General features: G+C 52.7%; 2 protein-coding genes. Both read right to left on the reverse strand.

The annotated features are described in order from the left end of the window. On the reverse strand, positions 1 to 877 hold an 877-nt coding region (locus tag H1A14_RS22975; RefSeq protein WP_228527944.1), incomplete at its 3' end, for an IS91 family transposase. Continuing rightward, on the reverse strand, positions 874 to 1,419 hold the full coding sequence (locus tag H1A14_RS23280; protein WP_228527945.1) for a tyrosine-type recombinase/integrase: 546 nt from the start codon (positions 1,417 to 1,419) through the stop codon (positions 874 to 876). The genes H1A14_RS23280 and H1A14_RS22975, both read right to left, overlap by 4 nt. Positions 1,420 to 1,880: the final 461 nt, after the last annotated feature.

Raw genomic sequence — 1,880 nt, forward strand, 5'->3', positions numbered from 1 at the left:
GTATATGTTTGGAAAACCTTCTGATGAATTCCATGTTGTCAAGGGACATCTCCAGCTTTTTGGCCCCCTGACGGTAGTCTTTGTAGCTGAAGGTGGTCTGTTTCGGGCTGATGTCCAGAATCCGGTGGTTGGAGATGGCTACCTTGTGGGTATATCTTCCCAGATATTCCAGTACAGCTCTGGGGTGGCCGAAAGGCCGCTTGGCATAGACGACCCATTCTTTCTGGAACAGGGCATCGATCAGTTCCTTTTGGGTCTGGATTCTGGATTTGAGCGCCTTCACGTACTTTGCACGGAAGACTTTGCTCATGGCCTTTACCGGAAAAAGGAATTTGCCTTTGCATTTTGCGGTTTTCCACCTTCCTTTTTTGGTGATCCCACCACCGGGGACGATGCAGTGCAGGTGAGGATGCAGGGAAAGCTGCTGCCCCCAGGTATGGAGGATCGCGATCATACCTGCTTTTGCCCCAAGGTGTGCGGGATCCTTGGCGAAGCATGCCACGGTTGCCCATGCGGCCTCGAAGAGGCTGTCATAGACGGCCTTGGGCTGATACATTGCCGGCATGTTCAGTGTATCGGGAAGGGTGAAGACCACATGGAAGTAGGGAACCGGAAGCAGCTCGGCTTCCCGTTTGGAGATCCATTCCTCCCTGTTTTTGCCCTGACACTTGGGGCAGTGACGGTTCCTGCAGCTGTTGTAGCTGATCCGGGTATTCCCGCATTCCGTACAGGCATCCACATGTCCTCCCAGGTCTGCTGTCCGGCATCGTCTGAGAGCCGAGAGTGTCCTGAGCTGCCAGGAGTTGATCCGGGGATCACGTTCAACTTCCTGCCAGTGCTGCCCGAGCACGTGGGCGACTTCATGTGCTGCCCTCAATTTGTGGCCGGATACAGCCTGTCCAGCGGGCTGAATGGCCTTACCCTTCCCGACTGTGCAACATGTAGATAGATCATGGTGGTGTCGATGCACTCATGGCCCAGGAGGTCCCTGATGCTCATGATGTCAAGACCTTCTTCGAGCAGGTGTGTCGCATAGGTGTGGCGTAGGGTGTGTACGGTCATCTCCTTGGTGATGCCCGCATCTTTTTTGGCCTGCTTTACTGCCCACTGCACGCCTCTTTGGGAATACCTGCAATCGAAGTCACCGCCCGCACGGCCGTTGATCTCCTGGTCTTTGCCGTTAAAAAGCCAAACAGATGGCTGTTCAGATTCGATATAGGCCTTGAGTCCCCTTGTCAAAATAGCAGAAAGGGGGACGTAACGGTCCTTTTTGCCTTTCCCCTGCCGTACATGGAGCATCTGCCTGTCAAAGTCCAGATCGGATATCTTCAGGTTGCGGACCTCAAAACAGCGGAGACCGCAACCGTAGAGCAGGCCTATAAGGACACGGTGCTTGAGAAGCTTGGGGGCTTTGAGCAACCTTCTGACCTCTTCCTGGCTCAGTACTACGGGGAGCCTCTTGTCCCGCTTGATGGAAGGCAGCTCAATACGCTTATCCCTAAGGCCCTCCATGCGGTAGGCAAAGCGCAGGGCATAGACGGTGAATTTAAAATAGGAATCCGAAGGGGTGTTGTGCTGCTGTTTGACCAGATAGAGGTAATCGTTGACCTGCTCGGGGTCGACATCGGTTGGCAGTTCGTTGAAATGCAGGGCCAGCTTTGCAAGGTGGTGGGAATAATTGCGCAAGGTGCTATCACCTCTGCCTGCAACGGTGATTTTTTGGCGGAACTTCTCGTAAAGTTCACGGAAACCTGCTACATTCGAACAGGCTGTTTCGATAAGGTTTGCTTTTTTTTCATGATTGAAATGAGTTAAAGATTGAATCTAAAAGTTAAGCCTTATCGGACAGTTTTGGAAACTACCGTAGGTTTAGTGCAACA

Origin of the sequence: Pararhodonellum marinum (assembly GCF_015354735.1) — a bacterium.
In the GTDB taxonomy this organism is placed as follows: domain Bacteria; phylum Bacteroidota; class Bacteroidia; order Cytophagales; family Cyclobacteriaceae; genus Pararhodonellum; species Pararhodonellum marinum.